The organism is Candidatus Limnocylindria bacterium (genome assembly GCA_036523395.1).
Lineage (GTDB): Bacteria > Chloroflexota > Limnocylindria > P2-11E > P2-11E > CF-39.
Genome location: DATDEH010000111.1, coordinates 1 through 15986, shown reverse-complemented (window position 1 = coordinate 15986; position 15986 = coordinate 1). Strand labels below are relative to the sequence as shown.

19 protein-coding genes are annotated in these 15986 nt (G+C 68.6%); 3 read left to right on the top strand and 16 right to left on the bottom strand.

Going from position 1 to position 15986, the window contains the following annotated elements:
• Nucleotides 1-49: 49 nt before the first annotated feature.
• On the bottom strand, nt 50-1042 hold the full coding sequence (gene plsX, locus VI056_14130) for a phosphate acyltransferase PlsX (protein ID HEY6204164.1): 993 nt from the start codon (nt 1040-1042) through the stop codon (nt 50-52).
• A 4-nt stretch (nt 1043-1046) separates the two neighbouring features.
• Nucleotides 1047-1244: a 50S ribosomal protein L32 gene (rpmF, locus tag VI056_14125; GenBank protein HEY6204163.1), complete on the bottom strand. Its 198-nt coding sequence runs from the start codon at nt 1242-1244 to the stop codon at nt 1047-1049.
• A 44-nt stretch (nt 1245-1288) separates the two neighbouring features.
• Between rpmF and VI056_14120 the strand changes: the two genes are divergently transcribed.
• Entirely contained in the window at nt 1289-1822 is a 534-nt protein-coding gene (locus tag VI056_14120; GenBank protein HEY6204162.1) for a hypothetical protein, read from the top strand.
• Here VI056_14120 and VI056_14115 read toward each other — a convergent pair.
• Genes VI056_14115 through recG form a run of 4 tightly spaced genes read right to left on the bottom strand, consistent with a single transcriptional unit; the run spans nt 1819 to nt 5531 of the window.
• Nucleotides 1819-2364 carry a DUF177 domain-containing protein gene (locus VI056_14115; GenBank protein HEY6204161.1) on the bottom strand — a complete coding sequence of 182 codons (546 nt, stop codon included), beginning with the start codon at nt 2362-2364 and terminating at the stop codon, nt 1819-1821. The two genes, VI056_14120 and VI056_14115, sit on opposite strands and share 4 nt — an antisense overlap.
• Nucleotides 2365-2368: 4 nt before the next feature.
• The gene (locus VI056_14110; protein ID HEY6204160.1) at nt 2369-2839 is read right to left on the bottom strand and encodes a hypothetical protein; all 471 of its coding nucleotides are present in this window, start codon (nt 2837-2839) and stop codon (nt 2369-2371) included.
• On the bottom strand, nt 2836-3399 hold the full coding sequence (gene rsmD / locus VI056_14105; protein HEY6204159.1) for a 16S rRNA (guanine(966)-N(2))-methyltransferase RsmD: 564 nt from the start codon (nt 3397-3399) through the stop codon (nt 2836-2838). The genes VI056_14110 and rsmD overlap by 4 nt, the downstream gene beginning before the upstream one ends.
• Nucleotides 3396-5531, bottom strand: coding sequence for an ATP-dependent DNA helicase RecG (recG, locus tag VI056_14100; GenBank protein HEY6204158.1), 2136 nt, complete (start codon nt 5529-5531; stop codon nt 3396-3398). The genes rsmD and recG overlap by 4 nt, the downstream gene beginning before the upstream one ends.
• A 33-nt stretch (nt 5532-5564) precedes the next feature.
• Here recG and VI056_14095 point away from each other — a divergent pair, with 33 nt between their 5' ends.
• Complete coding sequence (locus VI056_14095) at nt 5565-6104, top strand: DNA-3-methyladenine glycosylase I (protein ID HEY6204157.1); 540 nt, start codon at nt 5565-5567, stop codon at nt 6102-6104.
• Here VI056_14095 and VI056_14090 read toward each other — a convergent pair.
• The gene (locus VI056_14090) at nt 6085-7722 is read right to left on the bottom strand and encodes a DAK2 domain-containing protein (GenBank protein HEY6204156.1); all 1638 of its coding nucleotides are present in this window, start codon (nt 7720-7722) and stop codon (nt 6085-6087) included. The two genes, VI056_14095 and VI056_14090, sit on opposite strands and share 20 nt — an antisense overlap.
• 25 nt (nt 7723-7747) lie before the next feature.
• On the opposite strand from VI056_14090, the gene rpmB reads away from it, so the two are divergent.
• Nucleotides 7748-7957, top strand: coding sequence for a 50S ribosomal protein L28 (rpmB, locus tag VI056_14085; GenBank protein HEY6204155.1), 210 nt, complete (start codon nt 7748-7750; stop codon nt 7955-7957).
• Here the strand turns inward: rpmB and rlmN are convergent.
• From rlmN to VI056_14040, 9 genes are all read right to left on the bottom strand, one after another.
• The gene (gene rlmN, locus VI056_14080; protein ID HEY6204154.1) at nt 7954-9030 is read right to left on the bottom strand and encodes a 23S rRNA (adenine(2503)-C(2))-methyltransferase RlmN; all 1077 of its coding nucleotides are present in this window, start codon (nt 9028-9030) and stop codon (nt 7954-7956) included. The genes rpmB and rlmN overlap by 4 nt on opposite strands.
• A 41-nt stretch (nt 9031-9071) precedes the next feature.
• On the bottom strand, nt 9072-10007 hold the full coding sequence (fmt, locus tag VI056_14075; protein ID HEY6204153.1) for a methionyl-tRNA formyltransferase: 936 nt from the start codon (nt 10005-10007) through the stop codon (nt 9072-9074).
• Between the two features lie 19 nt (nt 10008-10026).
• Nucleotides 10027-10668: a peptide deformylase gene (locus VI056_14070; GenBank protein HEY6204152.1), complete on the bottom strand. Its 642-nt coding sequence runs from the start codon at nt 10666-10668 to the stop codon at nt 10027-10029.
• Entirely contained in the window at nt 10665-12860 is a 2196-nt protein-coding gene (gene priA / locus VI056_14065; protein ID HEY6204151.1) for a primosomal protein N', read from the bottom strand. Before priA ends, VI056_14070 begins: the two co-directional genes overlap by 4 nt.
• Nucleotides 12857-13459, bottom strand: a complete 603-nt coding sequence (gene gmk, locus VI056_14060; protein HEY6204150.1) for a guanylate kinase — start codon at nt 13457-13459, stop codon at nt 12857-12859. Before gmk ends, priA begins: the two co-directional genes overlap by 4 nt.
• Nucleotides 13456-14400, bottom strand: a complete 945-nt coding sequence (locus tag VI056_14055) for an RluA family pseudouridine synthase (protein HEY6204149.1) — start codon at nt 14398-14400, stop codon at nt 13456-13458. The genes gmk and VI056_14055 overlap by 4 nt, the downstream gene beginning before the upstream one ends.
• Nucleotides 14397-14885 (bottom strand): signal peptidase II, encoded by a 489-nt coding sequence (gene lspA, locus VI056_14050; GenBank protein ID HEY6204148.1) that lies wholly within the window; start codon nt 14883-14885, stop codon nt 14397-14399. Before lspA ends, VI056_14055 begins: the two co-directional genes overlap by 4 nt.
• Nucleotides 14886-14919: 34 nt before the next feature.
• Nucleotides 14920-15669: a 3-oxoacyl-[acyl-carrier-protein] reductase gene (gene fabG, locus VI056_14045; GenBank protein ID HEY6204147.1), complete on the bottom strand. Its 750-nt coding sequence runs from the start codon at nt 15667-15669 to the stop codon at nt 14920-14922.
• 151 nt (nt 15670-15820) lie between these two features.
• Nucleotides 15821-15986 (bottom strand): beta-ketoacyl-[acyl-carrier-protein] synthase II (locus VI056_14040; protein HEY6204146.1); only part of this gene is annotated, 166 nt, incomplete at its 5' end.

Genomic DNA, 15986 nt, shown 5'->3' with positions numbered 1-15986 from the left:
AGCGCGACGCGACGCGCCGGGTGACGGCCGGCGCGCGGCGCTCGCTGCTTCAAGCGGCGGTGGCCGCGCTGGAGCCGATTGCCTCGACCAGGCGCGACGACACGGCGCGCTCGGCGACCGCGATCGCCCAGCGGACCATGTTCGCGCGAGCGCGCCCGTGCGTGACGATCGAGACACCCGCGATGCCGAGGAGCGGCGCGGACACGTACTGGTCGTAGTCGAAGCGGTGCCGGAACTTCCGGATACCCGGATACGCCAACAGCGCCGCGATCTTGCCCAGCGGCCCGCCGAAGATGTCCCCGCGTATCCCCACCTGGACGACGTCGAACGCGCTCTCGAGTCCCTTCGCGAGCACGTTGCCCGTGAAACCGTCGCACAGCGAGATGTCGGTGACGCCGCGGAGCACGTCGCGTCCTTCGATGTTGCCGAAGAAGTTCATGTCGCTCGCGGACAGAAGCGCATGAGCCTCGAGCCGGATCTTGTCGCCCTTCTCGGGCTCTTCGCCGACGTTGATGAGACCGATCGATGGGCTGGCGACGCCGTGCACCTTCTGCATGAACCAGGTCGCCATTCGCGCGTACTGCACGAGGTTCTTCGCGTCCGCGTCCATCGTCGCGCCGGCGTCGAGGAGACAGGTCGCGGGACGCTCGCCGAGGACCGGGAGCATGCCGCAGAGCGCGGGACGGTCGATCCCGCGTACCCGACCGAGGACCAGAAGAGCCGCAGCCATCGTCGCGCCGGTGCTACCTGCCGACACGACCGCGTCGGCCTCGCCCTTCTTCACAAGCGTCGTCGCGACTCCGATCGACGTGTCCGACCGCCGGCGCAGCGCGTTCGCGGGATGCTCGTCCATCGCGATGACCTCGGCTGCGGGGTGGATCTCGATCCCCGAGTGCGCGCCCCCGAGCAATGGACGCAGGCGCTCGTCCTGCCCTACCAGCACGACGTCCGCGGTGCCGCCCTTCTCCCGATACAGCAGCGCGCCCCGGACGATCTCGTCCGGGGCGTGGTCGCCACCCATGGCGTCGACCGCTATGCGCACGGGCCTATGCCGCGGTGCGCTTCGCCTTGATCTTGAGGACCTGGCGGCCGCGGAACATGCCGCAGTGCGGACATGCCTGGTGCGGGGGCTTGGGGCTCTTGCACTGGGGACAAGGCACGAGATTCTGCGCCTTCAGCGCCAGATGGCTGCGGCGCTCGCCCTGCGCGGCGTGCGGGATGCGTTTCTTGGGATGACCTGCCAAAGACTGCTCTCCTTGATGTCGTTCTCGATGATTCTATGGGTCAAATGACCTGGCAGATCGCGGTGTTCGTCGCCTTTCGGGTCCTCGGCGCGCTGCCCGCGCTGCGCTGGCCCCTCGCCGGCGGGCTCTTCGCGATCGTCACCGACTTCTCGGACCTGTTCCTCATGGACGCGATCGGGGGCATCGACGACTACCAGCGCCTCGACAAGCTCTGCGACCTCGCCTACATGCTCGTGTTCCTGAAGGTCGCGCTCGGCTGGGCCGGCCTCGAGCGCGGCGTCGCGGCTGGGCTCTTCGCGTACCGCATGATCGGCGAGGTCGTCTTCGAGCTCAGCGGTGCTCGCTGGACGCTCCTCGTCTTTCCCAACGTGTTCGAGTTCTGGTTCATCGCCGTCGCCGCGCTCCATCACTACCGGCCCGGCACGACGCTGTCGCGACGTGACGCCGCGGTCGCTCTCGTGCTGCTGCTACTTGGCAAGGAGGCGCAGGAGTATTTCCTGCACTTCGACCGCTTCCTCGACAGTTTCACCGCGTTCGACGCGGTGAACGGGATCTGGCGGACGCTCTTCGTGCGCTAGTCGCGCTCGGCGTGGAAGTCGCGAAGCTTCTCGAGCTTCGCGAATCGCTCGTCCACAGCGGCCTCGTGCTGATGCGGGCGCTGGTTCAGGTCGTCACCGCATACCTGGCAGAGGCCCTCGCAGTCCGACCGGCAGAGCGGTGCGAAGGGCGCGGCGAGGAAGATCTCTTCCCGCAGGAGCGGGGTGAGATCGATCTTGAAGTCCGAGCCGATCGTCTTCGCATCCGTCGGTGCTTCGCCTAGCGACTCGCCGGACAACACACCAAACCTGGCGTAGTACTGCTCGGCGAAGTCCGCATGGACCGGCGTCTCGATCGGAATGAGACAGCGGCTGCAGATCGTTTCGAGGCTCGCATCGGCCGCGCCTTCGAGATACGCGCCGGGGTTCGTGTGGGTCGCGGTGATCTCGGCGTCGATCGACACGGCTCCAGCCTCGAGCAATCCGGAGTTGTCGCCGTGCGGATCGATCGGCGACTCAGCAACGTGGTAGTCGGCTTGCGCGCCCACGGGCTGCTTCAGCAGCGGAGCGACGTTGACGATCATTCGATTACCCCTCGGTCGGTTGCGGCTTGCGCTCCTCGATGACCTCGAGGCTCCTCTTGATGATGGACAGGGACTTCACAAGATCGCTCTCGAGACGGACCAGGACGTCAGCGGCGTACTGGTCGGCGCCGCTCATCGTCTCATCGGACTTCGCCTGCGCCTTCTCGAGAAGCTCCTGCGCCTTCGTCTCGGCCTCGCGAAGGATCGATTGATCCTGGAGCAGAAGCGCCGCCTGCTCCTGTGCCGCACCGATGATCTGCTCCGCTTCCTCGCGTGCCTTCGAGAGGACGCGGTCGCTCTCCTGATTGATGCGCCGCGCCTGGCGCACCTCCTCGGGGATCGCGACGCGCAGCTGATCGATGACGTCGAGGATCGCCGCTTGTTCGAGGATGACCTGGCTCGTCATCGGGACTTTGCGTGCGTTCACGACGAGCGACTCCAAGCGTTCCACCAGGAACTGGATGTCCAAGGTCACCCTCCTCCGCGACCGCCATCGTACCGTAGGAACAGGAGGCTTTCCTCGCCGATGTCCTTGACGCGCTGCACGCCGGCGCCTTCCGGGAGCCTCGGCTGATGCTTTTTGTGCACCCGCGCAACGACGCTCGCATCGGGGCCGAGAGCGGCAGCGAGATGCGGATGGGCGAGGGTCGCCTCAAGGAGCGCGACGTCCGCGAAAGGCGGATCGCAGAACACGACGTCGTACGGGCCGGTGGCCGACTGTTCCAGGAATCCGAGGACGTTCGCGGCGATGACGACAGCGTGGTCGTCGAACTCGGTCGCCTTGATGTTCTTGCGCAGCGCCTTCAGCGCTTCCGCCGAACGCTCCACGAAGGTTGCGTGAGCCGCCCCGCGCGAGAGCGCCTCGATCCCGAGCGTGCCTGCCCCAGCGAAGAGATCGAGCACACGCGCGTCCGCGAGGATGGGTTCGAGGATCGCGAAGAGCGTCTCGCGGATCCGATCCGTCGCGGGTCGCGTCGCGCCGCCGCGTGGCGCGTCGAGCGCGCGACCCTTCGCGCTGCCGGCGATGACCCTCACGCCAGCGCGTAACGGCGCCAGAGTTCCGCGACGGCGTGCTCGAGCGAAGCGTGCTCGGGACTCTCGAGCTGCGGATCCGCGGCGAGGATCCGGTCCGCCTCGACCGTCGTCTCTTCCAGCAGCACCGGATCGACGTCGGCCATGTCGACGATCCGCAGCTCGTTCCCCTCGCCGCTCTGCCGCTTGCCGAGGAACTCGCCGGCTCCGCGGATCTGCAGATCGCGCTTCGCGAGATCGAACCCGTCGAGCGGCTCATCCGTACCCGGCTTCTTCTCGGTCATCGCGGCGAGCCGATCCGATCCATCCGCCTTCGCGCTCACGAGGATGCAGAACGCGCGCTGCCCACGGCGGCCGACGCGCCCGCGCAGCTGATGCAGCTGCGCGAGTCCGAAACGCTCGGCGCCGAGGATGATCATCACCGTCGCGTTCGGAATGTCGATGCCGACCTCCACGACCGTCGTCGCCACGAGCACGTCGAGCTCGCGCGCCGCGAATCGTCGCATCACGTCGTCGCGCTCGCGCGCCGGCATTCGTCCATGCAAGAGAGCGAGACGCACACCCGCGAGGTCCTTGGATTCGAGGTCGCGGAACGTTGCCTCGGCGCTCGGGATGTCGTCCGCGGGATCCTCCTCGATGCGCGGCGTCACGACGAATGCCTGCTCGCCAGCGGCCACGCGCTCCTTCACCCACGGCCAGACCTTGGGCAGCGCCGCGTGCTGGCGCACCTCGGTGCGGATCGACTGCACGCCGGATGGCATCTGATGCAGCACTGAGATGTCGAGGTCCCGATACACGGTCTGCGAGAGCGTCTGCGGGATGGGCGTAGCAGTGGTGAGCAGCAGGTGCGGGTCGATCCCCTTCTCGCGGAACGTCGCGCGCTGTCGAACGCCGAAGCGATGCTGCTCGTCGACGATCGCGAGACCGAGCCGCTTGAACGCCACGGTCTCTTCAACGAGGGCGTGCGTGCCGACGACGACGTCCAGCTCGCCCGACGCCAGATCGGCAAGGATCTGCTGACGTGCGGGACCGGTCACGCTCGAGGTCAGCAGAGCGTGGCTCGGGCCGCCCGCCGCGAACAGCGTGTCGAGCGAGCGATGATGCTGCTCCGCGAGAAGCTCCGTCGGCGCCATCAACGCGGCCTGCGAACCCGACACCACGGCGATCCGCGCCGCTAGAGCCGCGACGACGGTCTTGCCGGAACCGACGTCTCCTTCGAGCAGGCGTGACATCGGGACGCGGCGCGCGAGGTCCGAGCGGATCTGCCGGAAGGCTTCCAGCTGATCTGCCGTCAGCGTGAACGGGAGCTCTCGGGTCCACCGCGCGATCTCCGCATCGTCCGCGTGCAGCGGCAGCGCCTTCGCCTCTTTCGTCCAGCGCGCGCGCCGCTGACCCAGCGCGAGCTGGAGCACGAGGAGTTCGTCGAAGGCGAGACGCCGTCGCGCGGTCCAGAGATCCTTCCACTCCGACGGGAAGTGCACCTCGCGGAGCGCGTCCTGTATCGGCACCAACGAGCGGCGCGTGCGCACCGCCTCAGGTAACGGATCGGCGACCTCGCGCACGACCGGCGTTCGCTTCGCGCCACCCATCACCGCGGTGTGCAGCCAGCGCCGGAGGTGGCCTTCCTTCAGACCCTCGGTCAGTCGATACATCGGCACGATGCGGCCCGTGTGCACTGCCTCGGCCGCGGCGTTCTCCATCTTCGGGTTCGAGAACTGGAGCGAGCGTCCGAAGAACTTCACCTTTCCGGAGAGCCGTACGAGCTGCCCTTCCGGATAGCGCTCCTTGATGAACTGACGGCCGAACCACGTCGCACGCACGTTGGTGGGCGAGCGGTCCTGCGGGTCCAGCAGCTCGACCTCGGTCATGAGCTGCCCGCGCGCCGTGCGCCGCTGAGCGATCCGACCGAGGACCGCCTCGACGGTCTGCTCCTGCTCCGCGCGCACGCTTTTCAGCGCTGTGAACTTCGAGAAGTCCACGTACGTCCGCGGCAGATGCCACAGAAGGTCGCCGATCGTGCGGATTTCGATGCGGTCCAGCAGCTTCGCCGAGTCGTCTCCGATCCCCGGCAGCGCCGTGACCGGAAGCTCGAGCGAGCTGTTCGGCCTAGTCGCGGACGCGAGCGACTGCCGCACAGTCGGCCCCCTTCGGTCTAGAGTCACACCCTGATGGAAGCGCCTCCGCGCATCAGACCTAAGACTATCGACGACTACCTCGAGCAGCTGAGCAAGAGCGTCTTCCAGGCGGGGATCAGCTGGCGGGTCGTCGACGCGAAGTGGTCCACCATCAAGCCCGCCTTCCGGGGTTTTCAGGTCGAGCGCGTCGCGCGCATGGGCGACCGCGAGATCGACGCGCTCGCGACAGACACCCGTGTCATTCGCAGCCGACCGAAGATCTCCGCCGTGGTCCACAACGCGCGCGCGATCCTCGATCTCGAGCGCGACGGCGGGTTCCGCAGGCACATTCGTTCGTTTGCCGACTACGAGGAGCTCGCGACGGACCTCAAAAAGCGCTTCAAGTTCGTTGGCGACAGTGGCATCTACCACTTCCTCTGGACCGTCAGCCACCCCGTGCCGGAGTGGCACGAGTGGGCAAAGGCCCACGGGATCAGCTGGGGCGACAAAGCCGCCGCGCCGAAGAAGAAGGCCGCGCCGAAGAAGCGGGCCGCGCCAAAGAAGGCCGCGAGGGTCACTCGGCCGCGACGATGAACGGGTAATGCGGCTGGCCGCCGTCGATCACCTCGACCTCGGCGCGAGGGCACGCGGCGCGTAGTCGCTGCGCGGCGTGCTGCACGCGCGCCGGATCCACGTCGGCACCCGAATACAGCGTGAAGAGCTCGGCATCAGTAAGTCGCTTCGCGGCGTCGACCAGGACCGACGCCTCGTCGTCACCGTGGGCGACGACGCGACCGTCGAGTAGCGCTATCGCCTCACCCGCGCGCACATCTTGCTCATCGACCGTTGTCGAGCGACTCGCGCGCGTGACCTCGATCCCGTGGGCGCGATCGGCGACCTCACGCATCTCGTCGGCGACCTGCGCCGCGTCTTTCGTCGCATCGAATGCGACGAGCGCAGCCATCCCCTGCGCCACGGTGCGCGTCGGGATCACCGTGACCTCGACATCGGCGAGCTTCGCCGCGGACTGCGCCGCGAGGATGACGTTCTTGTCGTTCGGCAGGACGACGACGTGCCGCGCATTCGCCTCGCGGATCGCGCCGAGTAGCTCCTCAGTCGACGGATTCATCGAGGCGGCGCCCCGGAGTGGAGTCGCTCCCAGTGAGCGCGCGACGGTCGCGAACCCCGCACCAGGCACGACCGCGACGACACCGACCGCAGCCGCGGGCGATCGGGCCGGAGGCTCGATGACGATCCCGGTCGCCGCCTCGTGCTGCTTGGTCATCGCGTCGAGGTCCTCGACCACCACATCGCCCAGCCGGCCCGCGGTCATGCCGATCGCGACGATCTTGTCCGGCTGGAGCGTGTGTACGTGGACCTTCATCACCGACTCGTCGCCGACAACGAGCACGCAGTCCGCGCCGAACTTCGTCATCTCCGCCCGGATGTCTTCGATCGGCCGCGACGGGTTCTCGACGAGGAACTGGACGTCGTACGCGCCCGCCCACGAGGAGACCTCGCTGGCAATAGCGTGCGCCGGCGCCGCCTGCGAGCGGGTCGCCGCGGCGGTGATCGTCGGACTTCGATCCTCGACCGCGGCAAGCGCACCATCCAACAGGTACCAGAGGCCTTTCGCGCCGGCATCGACGACCCCCGCCGCCTTGTTCACCGGGTTCTCCATCTGCGTGCGGGTCACCGCCTCTGCGCCGGCCTGCACCAGTCGTCGCAGCATGGCCGCGACGCCACCGGAGTCATCCGCCGCCGCGTCCTCGACAGCCACGGTCACGGTCAGGATCGTGCCCGGCGCAGGTGCGGTGACCGCATCGTGCGCGTGCCGGCGCGCGAGGTTGAGCGTGGCGCGTAGCTCGCGAGTACCGAGGTCCGGTGCGTTCGCGAGCGCGTCTTTCAAGCCGCGGATGATCTGCGAGAGGATCACGCCGCTGTTGCCACGCGCGCCCATGAGCGCGCCGTGGGCCGCGGCAGCGCTGACCGCTGCAAGCGTCGGCTCCGCGGCGCGCGCATGCTTCAGTGCGGAGTGGACGGTGTGGACCATGTTCGTTCCAGTGTCGCCGTCAGGCACCGGATACACGTTCAGCGCGTTCACCTCATCGACCGCGCGCTCGAGACGATCGGCGGCGGCTTCGAGAACGCGTAACAGGGTGGTGCCGTCACATTGCGTCGCGATGGGCGCGACAGTACCATTGACGTTCATTCCCCCATCTGAGGAGATGCCGCTGATGCCACGCGCCTGCGCGATCTGCGGGAAGACCGCGGCGTTCGGATCCGCCGTCAGTCACTCGAAGGTGCACACGCACCGTCGTTTCGACGCGAACCTTCATGTGTCGCTGGTCTCCGGCGAGAAGCTGCTGATCTGCACGCGGTGCCGTCGCAATCAGACGAAGGACGCGCGCATGGCCAAGAAGCGCGAAAAGGCGAAGGCGCGCTAGACCGCCGCGACCTCGGCCGTTCCTTCCGGCACCTTCAGTTGACCGCAACCCGCGGCGATGTCCTGTCCCTTGCTGATGCGTAGCGTCGCCGCGATCTGGTGCTCCTGAAGGATCTCCGCGAAGCGCTCCATGCGCTTCTCCGATGGACGCGCGAACCCGCCCGGCCCCTTGTTCACCGGAATCAGGTTGACGTGATACCCGGAGGTCTCGCCCAGCTGCTTGATACGCTCGGCCAGCTCCATCGCGTCCTTGTCGGAATCGTTCACGCCGGCGAGCAGCACGTACTCGAACGTCACGCGGCGCTTGGTCTTCGCGACATAACGCGCGGACGCGGCCAGCACCTCGTCGATCCCCCAGCGCTTGTTCAGCGGCACGATGGCGCCGCGGACCGTGTCGTTCGGCGCGTGCAGCGAGACCGCCAGGTTCATCGGTAGGTCGAGCGCCGCGAGCTGGTCCATCTGCGGCACCACGCCGACGGTCGAGATCGTCACGCGGCGCGGGCTGATGCCGAAGAGCTGCGGGTCGATGAGCACCCGGACCGCGGCGACGGTCGCGTCGAAGTTCGCGAGCGGCTCCCCCATTCCCATCGCGACGACGTGCGAGACACGTTCGCCTCGCGCGACGAGCTCGCGCTGCCAGTGCCGGACCTGATCGACGATCTCGCCGACCGTGAGGTTGCGCACCAGGCCCATCTCACCCGTCGCACAGAACGCGCAGGCCATCGGACAGCCCGCTTGTGTGGAAAAGCAGACCGAGTTGCGCGCGCCGTGGTGCGGCATGAGCACCGATTCGATGTGATGGCCGTCGTGCAATCGCAGCAGCGCCTTCCGCGTCTCGCCGTCGGCGCTCGCGATCTCGGTCTCCGGCTCGACGGCGCTGAACCGGAACGAGCGCGCGAGCAGGTCGCGAAGCGCCTTCGGCAGATCGGTGAGCTCGTCCCAGCTCGATTCCGTGCCGCGCGCGATGTGGCGCCGGATCTGTCGCGCGCGGTAGGCGGGTTCCTGCCGGTCGCGCAGCCACCCGACGAGGGTTCGCTCATCGATGTCGCTGATCGCGGGCCTCGTCGCCTTCACCTGACGAGCGTACCGGTCGCGGCTCGCGGTGACCGCCGGCGCTACGACGGCAGGTGCGCTCCGACGATGCCGCGCAGGCCGCGCGCCCAGTCCTCACCGGTCATCGTCCTCTTGCCCGCGGGGCGGACCATCTCGAGGCGCAGCCATCCCGCGCCGGCCGCGACCTCGGGCCGCCCGTCATGGATCTCGAGCGCCCCGTGCTCTTTCGGCGTGCCGCCGGACACCGTCGCGCCCGCGACGACGAGACGGTCGCCGCGAAATGTCGTCCATGCCCCGGGCTCGGGCGTGAGCGCGCGTACCCTGCGGGCCAGCTCGTCCGCGGGCCGCGCGAAGTCGAGCTCGCCGTCGCGCGACGTGAGCTTCGGTGCCAGCGTCGCCAGCGACGAATCCTGCGGCGTGGCTTCGAGGTCCCGCGCGATGTAGCGCGGCAGCTCGCGCTCGAGCAGGCCGGCGCCAAGCAGGGCGAGCCGTCGCGTGAGGTCGCCCGCCGACTCCGCCTCGCCGATCGGCGTGCGCTCCTGCGCGAGGATCGGGCCCTCGTCGAGTGCGGCCGTTCCCTCCATGAGCGTGACGCCGGTCTCCTGATCGCCCGCGAGGATCGCGTGCGCGATCGGCGCGGCACCACGCCAGCGCGGCAGGAGCGACGCGTGCACGTTCACCGCGCGTCCTCTCACCGCGTCGAGCAGCGCCCTGGGGATCCGGTTGCCGTATGCCGCCCATACCAGGAGCTCTGGACGAAGCGCGAGCATCTCGCGCAGCGCGGCCTCATCGATGCGGGCCGGCTGCAGCACCGGCACGCCGAACGCCAGCGCGCGGGCCTTCACCTCGGGGACACCGAGACGCCCACGGTCGCCGGCGCGGTCAGGCTGTGTCACGACGGCCGTGAGCTCGAGCGCGCCGCGATCGCGCAGGCGATCCACCGCCTCGAGCGACGGAACGGCGAAGGCCGGTGTTCCGAGGAACACGGTGCGCGTCACCGAGCACCACTCGCGCGCTTCAGGACCGCAGCCGCTCTCCCTCGTCCTCTCTGGTCGGCTCGTCTACCTCCACCGGGTGAAGGTCGTCACGCGACTTGAGACGGTCGACATACAGGACGCCGTTCAGGTGATCGGTCTCGTGGAGCATGCACTGGGCGCCGAACTCCTCGCCCTCGATGACGAACTTCTTGCCGGTGATGTCCAAAGCCACGAGCCGCGCCTGTAACGGCCGCTCGAGCATTCCGTACATGCCCCGCACCGACAGACAACCTTCGCTCGTTTCATCGGCCTCGTCGCTCACCCATTCGATCTTCGGTTCGATCGCGACGATCCCGGCCTCGTCCACGTCCATGATCGCGACGCGGAGTGGGACGCCGATCTGCGGCGCGGCGATGCCGATCCCGCGAGCCGCGACCATCGACGCGAACAGCCGCTGCGCCAGCACCTCGAGGTCGCCGCGGTGCATGCGCGGCTTCTTCGCTGGGGCGTGCAGCACCGGATCGCCGATCTGGCGCACCTCGACGGCGTGCGCGGCGACGAACGCCGGGGCGGACCATTTCGCGCGGCGGCCCGGATCGATCCGCCACGGTGATCCCTTCGCGATGCGGAGGCGCGGTGGCTGCGGCTCGTCCCGCTCGTTCTCGGCGAGGCTCTCGCTCATCCGAGAAGTGTCACCGGGTCAACGTCGACCGTCCACTCCGCCGAGGGGGGGACGCGGTCGAGGAGCGCCTGCGGTCGTGCGCCGCGCAGCACGAGCTGCATGCGGAATGCTCCGGCTCGCTTCGCAGCGAACGCCGGGGCCGGACCGAGCACCTCCGCATCGCCCGCAGCGTCGGCGCGTAGCGTCTTCGCATACGCGTCCGCGCGCCGCTCGACCGTGTCCGCGCGCTTCGCTTGCGTCTGAAGGAGGACTAGCTTCGCGAACGGCGGGTAGCCGAATCGCTTGCGGCCGTCGAGCTCGGCCTCGGCGAACGTCGCGTAGTCGTGCGCCGCGGCCGCACGGACCGCGTAGTGATCGGGCAGATACGTCTGCACGATGCCCCGGCCGCCCGCGGGCCCGCGACCCGATCGACCGAGCACTTGGGTGAGAAGCTGGAAGGTCCGCTCGGACGATGAGAAGTCGGGGAGGCTGAGGATCGTGTCGGCGTTCACGACGCCTACGAGGGAGACACCGGGAAGGTCGAAACCCTTCGCGACCATTTGGGTCCCGACGATCACCTGCGCGCGCCGCGATCGCATGCGTTCGAACAGGGCGGCGTGCGAGCCCTTCAAGCGCACCGCGTCGCGATCGAGTCGCAGCAGCGCGGCCTTCGGAACGATCGCGCGCACCTCTTCCTCGACGCGCTGGGTGCCGACCCCGAGATGCTTGATCCGAGCGCTCCCGCATTTCGAGCAGCGGTCCGGGGGTGTGCCGCGCCGTCCGCAGCGGTGGCACACCAGCGTTCCATCGATGTGATAGGCGAAGGGGATGTCGCAGGCCGGACAGTTCACGACGTACCCGCAGTCGCGGCAGAGCACGACGGTCGCGAAGCCGCGGCGATTGAGATAGAGGATCGCCTGCTCGCCTCGCGCGACCGTGCGTTCGAGCGCGAGTCGCAACGCGCGCGAGAGCGTTCCGCGGTTTCCGGCTTTGAGCTCGAGCCGAAGGTCGACGATCGTCGTCGGCGGCATCGAGAGGTCGCTCACACGTTCTGGGAGTGGAAGGAGGCGCAGCGCTCCGGTCGTCGCGGCGTGATACGTCGTGACGCGCGGCGTCGCGCTCCCCAGCACGACGACGGCGCCGGCGATCCGGCCGAGTGCCAGCGCCGTGTCGACGGCGTGGTAGCGCGGCGCGCTCTCCTGTTTATAGGAGGGCTCCTGCTCCTCGTCGACGATCACGAGCCCGGGCCGCTCGAGCGGCGCGAAGAGCGCCGAGCGCGAACCGACGACGACGTCGGCCGTTCCATCGAGGACCCGCCGCCACTCGTCGTAGCGCTCGCCGGCGGACAGCGCCGAATGCAGTAGCGCGACCCGCACCCCGAAGCGCGCGACGAACCGGGCGACGACCTGCGCGGTCAGCGCGATCTCTGGCACCAGCACGATCACGCCGTAGCCCATCGCGAGCGCGCGTGCCGCGGCGCGGAGGTAGACCTCGGTCTTTCCGCTCGCGGTCACGCCGTGCAGCAGGAACGGCGCGTTCGTGCCGAGGCTGCCAAGGATCGTCTGTAGGGCGTCGGCCTGGCCCGCGGTGGCGGTCGCGTCACGCACCGCGTCGTCCTCGCCGAGCGCGAACTCGCGCGGGATGCGCCGGACGCTGCGCGCGCCCTCGAGCACCAGGCCGCGTTTTGCGAGCGCGCGCGCCGCGATCGCGCTTCCAGCCGCTTCGGTGAGCTCCGCGGAGCTCACGGCGCCCGCCGCGAGCGCACGCAGCGTCGCAAGCTGACGCGCGCCGATGCGCGTCGGACTCGCGAGGGCCTCGCGACCGGCCGGCGTCAGGGCGAAGACGGCCTCTCGCCGGTCACCACGCGCCGTGGGCAGACCGACGCGCGCCCGAGCGGCGAGCGCCGGCGGCAGCATCGCGCGGACCGCGTCCGCGATGCCGGAGCGGTACTCGGCCGCGATCCACGCGGCGAGCGCGAGCTGATGCGATCGCAGCAGCGGGAGCGGGTGTACCAGCGCGTCGATCGCGCGGAGCGTCCCCTCGTATGGCGCATCGAGCCGTATGACGACGCCGGCTACGGAACGCGGTCCGAATCCAACACGAACGAGATGCCCTGGCTCGAGCACGAGACCGTCGGGCACCGAATAGGTGAACGTGCGCGCTGGGCCGCGAACGCCGGCGAAGACCGCGACCTCGGCGGTACGCGGGGTCAAAGGTCGTAGTGCCGCGGTCGCTTCGCCTCTTTCTTGATGATGTCGGCGATCTGATCGGCGGTCTCGTCGATCTTGCCGTCCTCGTTCACCACGACGTAGTCGTACTCCGGCGTGGCCGCCATCTCGATCTCGGCGTTCCGCAGACGCACCGCACGCTGCTCCGGCGTCTCGGTGCCGCGATGCTCGAGGCGACGCTGCAGCGCTTCGATCGACGGCGGCATGATGAAGATGGTCAGCGCCTCCGGCAGCTGCGACTTGATCTTCCGCATACCTTGCGGATCGGGCTTGACGATCACGATCTTGTGGTTGCGCAGCGTGTCGCCCAGGATGTCGCGCCGGACTCCTTTGAACTCGCCGTGCACGATCGACCACTCAAAGAAGTTGCCCTCCTCGATCTCCTGGCGGAACTTTTCCGGCGAATAGAAGTAGTACCGCACGCCGTCGACCTCACCCGGCCGCGGCTTGCGGCTCGTCGCGGTGACGTACACGACGGCGTCGCTCAGCTTCTGCATCTGCACGAGCCGGTCGATGACGGTGTCTTTCCCCGCCCCGGACGGAGCCGAGATGATCACCAGCAGACCTTTGCCGTCGACGCTCACGACACCTCCACGAACAGGGCCGTTCGCGATGCGGGCGGGCCGAGCCGCTCGAGGTGCGCGACGAGATCGGGTGCGAGCGGTGCCGTGAAGGTGCGTTCGCCGGCGTGTGGCAGCCGGACCGTGAGTCGCCACGCGTGGAGGAACTGGCGCGCGAGTCCGCTCGTATCGCCGCGCCGTCCATACACCGGGTCGCCAACGATAGGGAAATGCGCATAAGCGAGGTGGACGCGGATCTGGTGCGTGCGTCCGGTGACCGGCTCGACGTGCAGGAGCGCGGTGCGGTCACCGCCGCCCCATGCGGCGATGCGTTCGAAGCGCGTCACCGCGTCGCGCCCGCCGGCGCGCACCACCATCCGACGCCGGTCCTCCGCGTCGCGAAGAAGGGGCGCCTCGACGACAGTCGCGCTGTCACCAGGGTCGCCCCAGACGAGCGCCAGGTACTCCTTCGCGAACCGCTTCGCCTGGAGCTGCCGCCCGAGCGCGAGCTGCGCGACGTCGGTCTTCGCGACGACCATCACGCCGCTCGTGTCCTTGTCGAGCCGGTGCACGATGCCCGGGCGGCCGCTCTCGCGTCCGGTGGTCGACGTGATGCGTCCGAGCATCGCGTTCACGAGCGTTCCTGTCTTGTGTCCGTGGGCCGGGTGCACGACGAGACCCGCGGGCTTGTTCACGACGACGACGTCCTCGTCCTCGTACAGCACGTCGATCGCGATGTCCTCGGCGCGGAGGAGCACATCGGGCTCCGCCTCCGGGACTTCGACGACGAGCTCCTGCCCCTCGCGCAGCTTGTATGCCGGCTCGACCGAGGCGCCGTTGACGCGCACGTGCCCGTCGCGCGCGAGGCGCTGTATCGCACTGCGCGAGAGAAGGCTGTGCTCCGCCAGGAACTTGTCGACGCGCTGGCCACCGGCGTCGACGCGCAGCGCGATCGTGTCGGTCATGCCGCCCGCGCGGCCGTCTTCCGCTCCTCCTGCCACAGCAGCAGGGTGACGAAGATGATGCCCAGCACGATCGAAGAATCCGCAACGTTGAACGCCCAGAAGCGGAAGCCGTTCGGGATGCCGACGTCGACGAAGTCCACGACATAGCCCTGCGTCACGCGGTCCAGCAGGTTTCCGAACGCGCCGCCGAGCTGCATGCCGAGGGTCGCCGTGACGAGTGGCGATGAGTTCGCGAACTGACGGTAGTAATAGACGATCGCAAGGACCGCCAGCACCGACAAGACCGACAGAAGCGTGGTGCGCTCCGGCAAGAGGCCGAACGCGGCGCCGCTGTTCTGCGTGTGGACGATCCGCACGTACTCACCGACGACCGGCCGCGCCTCGAACAGCGGGATGTTCTGCTCGACCCACATCTTGGTGATCCGATCGAGCGCGAAGACGATGACGGCGATGCTCGCGACGAGCGCGAGGCGACGAGGGGACATTCTGAAATCCTAGGCGGGAAGCGTGCTGCCGTCGCTAGGTGACCATGCCTCCGTCGACGACGATGACCTGACCTGTGATGTACGCGGCCTCATCGGACGCGAGGAACGCGATGGCGCCGGCGACATCCTCGACCGTCCCGAACCGTCCAAGGGGGATCTGCTTGAGGATCGTCTCTTCCATCTGCTTCAGCAGCGAGCTCGTGAGGTCCGTCGGCACGAAGCCGGGGGCCACGGCGTTGCACGTGATGTTGCGGCTGGCCATCTCGCGCGCGACCGTCTTCGTGAACCCGATGAGCCCGGCCTTCGCCGCCGAGTAGTTCGCCTGACCCGCGTTGCCAGCGATACCCGACACCGATGACACGTTCACGATGCGTCCACCGCGCTGCTTCATCATCGGCCGCATCGCCGCCTTCGTGACGAGGAACGCGCCGCGAAGGTTCAGGTCGAGAACGGCGTCCCACTCTTCCGCGCTCATACGGATCAACAGGTTGTCGCGCGTGATGCCCGCGTTGTTCACGAGGATGTCGAGCCTTCCACCGCCGAACGCCAGCGCTTCCTTGACGACGCGTTCGGCGTCGGCGTCGACGGAGACGTCGCCCTGGATCAGCGTCGCTGTCGAGCCTGCCTGCTCGACCAGCCGCTTTGCCTCCGCCGCGGCCTCGGCGTTGCCCTTGTAGTTGATCGCGATCTTCGCGCCATCGCGCGCAAGTCGCACCGCGGTCGCGCGTCCGATACCGCGTGCAGCGCCCGTGACGAGGGCAGTCCTTCCAGCAAGCGAGCTCACGAAAGCGATGATGCCCGGCGGGCCGAACATACGCCGCGCAGCCGACCGAGGGCCCCCGCGCGCGAGGGGTCCCCGCCCCGAAGGGACGGGGTTTCGCGCGTAGAGAGGGTTTCGGTCGGCTGCGCGGCGGGACAGAGACGAACCGCGGGTGTCACGCTTTCGCGAAGATCAGCGATGCGTTGTGCCCACCGAAGCCCATCGAGTTGGACAGGGCGGTGGTGATGCTGCGAGCCCGCGCGGTGTTCGGCACGTAGTCGAGGTCGAGGCCCGGGTCCGGGGTCTGGTAGTTGATCGTCGGCGGGATGCAGCCGTCGCGG